A 3069-nucleotide genomic window follows, 5' to 3' on the forward strand; every position below is an offset into this window, starting at 1 on the left:
GAGGGTATACATGTCCTCATGGATGAGATACATGGATATTTTCGGAATGTGAGTTGAAATTGGTGATCTATCCGGATTATCATCATCTAACTCAAATCGGAGAAGATCGGAATATGTATCAGTAATATAATGGCCCATCTGTTGATATTGTTTCATAAAAGCGGTGAGGGTTTCTGCGAGTGAAGGTATGGTATCCTGCAGAGATAGATAGGGCCTGGATGTTTGGTTTTGCAGTGATGTAGTTTTTTCCAGAGAAGGGGGAGTATCGGGGTCTGATGCCGTAGGTTCTTGAACCACTTGCGTCAATGCATTGATTTTACCCTCCCCCTTTACTAAATCAAATTTGTTATTCATCGATACTCTCTTTGATGGGTGCGGTCTCATGCTGGTTCGCCATTGTCCTCATTAGGAACATTACCCGTCCTTAACCAAGTATCATCATTCAGGACACCTTGATAACATTGATAGGAGAAGTTCACTCGCTCTGAATTATTCCCGATTTTTCTTATTCCCTGTTTCTACCTCTGTCCCTTTGAGAAGGGCTTTGATATCTATCCAGATGAGGAGTTCTTTTTTGGTGTCATCCCGATCTCCTATAGTTTTTTTGATGATTCCTAGGATATAGGCACTCTCTTCACCCTCATAGGATGTTTTATCGATGTCTGTTACAGGAATAGTCAGAACTGAAGTCACATCATCTACCAGGATACCTGTCTTTACATTGGTAACTCTCTCATCAAGAACAATGAATCGTGCATCAATTTGACCCTCTGAATTTTTCGGAATAATTCTCAATATTGTTTTTAAATCAATTACCGTGGTGATCTCACCACGAAGATCAATGATACCTTTCACATAAGATGGTGCATGGGGGAGGGGTGTAATCCTGAATGATTCAACGATCTCTCTGACATCAAAAAGGTTAATGGCAAATTTTTCTTCACCTAGGATAAACTCCACGACCTGAACTTCATCGATGGTTACATGGGATTTGTTTCGTGTATTTATCTGTGTAAAATCTTCCATGATTTCCCCTCATACAACGAATTTAACCATTTCTGTAGAGACTGACTCTATTGCAATACTCACGTTTGAGACAATTTTACTTATCTGTTCAATTGAAGCAGATGTCTCTTCAGTTGCCGCTGCGGCGTCGCCAGCCTCTTTTGCAGTATTGACCAGAAGGACTGAGACCTCGTTTATACTGGCAGTTACTTCCTCGACAGATGCAGCCTGTTCTTGTGAGGCAGCAGCGACATCCATAGCATTTCTGGTGATAGCCTCAATAGAGTCTGCTATTTTATTGAATGTTCCGAGTGTCTCGTTCAATGATTTACTCCCCTCTTCAACCTTTTCTCCTGCCAGAGCCATGGCAACCGTTGCTTTCTTTGCTTTATCCTGTAGAGTGGAGATCATATCTGCGATATTCTCAGCAGACTTTCTTGAGTCCTGGGCAAGTGATTTGACCTCTGCAGCAACAACCGCAAATCCCCGTCCTGCATCTCCTGCCCGGGCGGCTTCAATAGCTGCATTGAGAGCAAGAAGGTTGGTCTGATTAGCGATATCAGAGATCAGTCTTACGATCTTGCCGATCTCTTCCATCTGTTTATTTATTTCATTAACAATCTGGTCAACTTCGGTAGAAGATCGTGTTATTTCAGTCATTGAGGATTCTGATTGTTTGGCGAGATCAATGCCTAACTTTGAAAATGTGTTTGCCTGGGTTGCAGAGGATGATACCTGTTCTGCCCGTTGAGAGACTTCACTGACCGTAACTGTAAGATCTTCCATAGCTTTCAGGATCTGGGTTACACCCTCAGTCCCTCGTTCAGCATTAGCGCTGACTCCCCCGGTATTTATCGCGATCTGCTGGGCACCAGAAGAGACCTCCTCGATACTGGCAGTTGCCTCTTCAGCATTTGATGCAAGGTTCAACACTTGATCGTTGATAATGCCGATTGCAGAACCTATTTGATCTCCAATATTGTCAAGAGCAATTTTAAACTCCATCCAGTCACCGGAAACCTTGAGAGTTGGGTTTATTCTCGCTCTGAAATGATAGTTTGAATATTCTTTAGAAACGCGTAATGCTTCTTTGACTGGATCAGTAACACTGTCCAGGGTATCATTGACTCCAGTAACGATCTTCCTGAAGTCACCTTGGTGTTTTGATGTATCCGTCCGGATTGAAAGATTCCCATCTATTGCTGCCTGAGATAGTTTATTTACATCAGTAATAAGGAGGCAGACCGCGTCGATACACTGGTTGAGATTATTCTTGATCTTGTTGAAATCACCGTTATAGGTATCAGTGATCCTGGGTGGAATATCTCCTTTAGAGATCCTGTCCACATATTCAGCAGTGACATTAATTGGCTGGACAAAAGCGTCGATAAGATCATTTACCCCCTCGACAAGCGTGCTCCAATCACCTGGGAAATTATTTGCTTCACCCCGGGTACTTAGTTTTCCAGCTTTGGTTGCCATAATCAGCGAATTTGTTTCTGTGAGCAGACCACTCATGACATCGATACATTGGTTAAGATTATTCTTGATCTCGTTGAAGTCCCCGTTGTAGGTAACAGTGATCTTGGTTGGAATGTCTCCTTTCGAGATCCGGTCCACATATTCTGCGGTCATATTGAGAGGTTTTACAATTGCATCCACTGTATTATTGAACCCCTGAATAACTGCTCTGAACTCTCCAAAGTGTTTACTAGCATCGGTTCTGGTCCCAAGTTTCCCTTCCTCAATTGATTTCGTTAACAGGAGCCCATCTGATACTAATCTATTAATGGCTTCTATACAAACATTGAGATTATTCTTTATCTCGTTGAAATCTCCATGATATTCCTCTTTTATTTTGGGTGGAATATCTCCTTTTGATATCCGATCCATATATTCGGCGGTCATGTTGAGAGGCTTTATAATTGCATCAACTGTATCATTGAACCCCTGAATGACTGCCCTGAATTCTCCAAAGTGTTTAGCAACATCGGTTCTGGTCCCAAGTTTTCCTTCTCCGATAGCAGTTGTAAGGAGCAGACCATCAGACACAAGGAGGTTGAT

General features: G+C 42.4%; 3 protein-coding genes. All 3 read right to left on the minus strand.

The window, feature by feature from the left end; all coding sequences use genetic code 11:
• Window positions 1-354: hypothetical protein (locus tag VN429_RS05395; RefSeq protein ID WP_325630639.1), on the minus strand; the 354-nt coding region annotated here is incomplete at its 3' end.
• A 135-nt stretch (window positions 355-489) separates the two neighbouring features.
• Entirely contained in the window at window positions 490-1026 is a 537-nt protein-coding gene (locus tag VN429_RS05400; protein WP_325630641.1) for a chemotaxis protein CheW, read from the minus strand.
• 9 nt (window positions 1027-1035) lie between these two features.
• The coding region (locus VN429_RS05405; RefSeq protein WP_325630643.1) for a methyl-accepting chemotaxis protein at window positions 1036-3069 on the minus strand (2034 nt) is incomplete at its 5' end.

Origin of the sequence: Methanospirillum sp., from assembly GCF_035560735.1 — an archaeon.
Taxonomy (GTDB): domain Archaea; phylum Halobacteriota; class Methanomicrobia; order Methanomicrobiales; family Methanospirillaceae; genus Methanospirillum.

Excerpts from the sequence above, each read along its gene's own strand:
- VN429_RS05400 (WP_325630641.1), bottom strand. The coding sequence starts at position 1,026 with ATGGAAGATTTTACACAGATAAATACACGAAACAAATCCCATGTAACC.